Source organism: Tistrella arctica (genome assembly GCF_039630945.1).
Taxonomy (GTDB): domain Bacteria; phylum Pseudomonadota; class Alphaproteobacteria; order Tistrellales; family Tistrellaceae; genus Tistrella; species Tistrella bauzanensis.
In genome coordinates, this window is sequence record NZ_JBBKTV010000057.1 from 1 (window position 1) to 243 (window position 243).

Annotated in this window: 1 rRNA gene; it reads right to left on the minus strand. The window is 63.0% G+C overall.

What is annotated here, in order from left to right:
• Positions 1–126: 126 nt before the first annotated feature.
• A 5S ribosomal RNA gene (gene rrf, locus WG924_RS28170) occupies positions 127–241 on the minus strand.
• Between the last annotated feature and the right edge of the window lie 2 nt (positions 242–243).

Sequence of the window (243 nt, forward strand, 5' to 3'; positions counted from 1 at the left end):
TGACGAGCTACCGGGCTGCTCCACCCCGCGTCGGGTGTGGTGCGTTGGGCAGTGTTGTTGAGATGAGATGTCTCGCGCATGGTTGGCGTGTTGCCCGGCTGGGCCGGCGTGTTGTGCGGTTGCAAGACCTGGCAGCGACCTACTCTCCCGCGTCTTAAGACGAAGTACCATCGGCGCAGAACGGTTTCACGTCCGAGTTCGGGATGGGATCGGGTGGTTCACGTCCGCCATAGCCACCAGGTC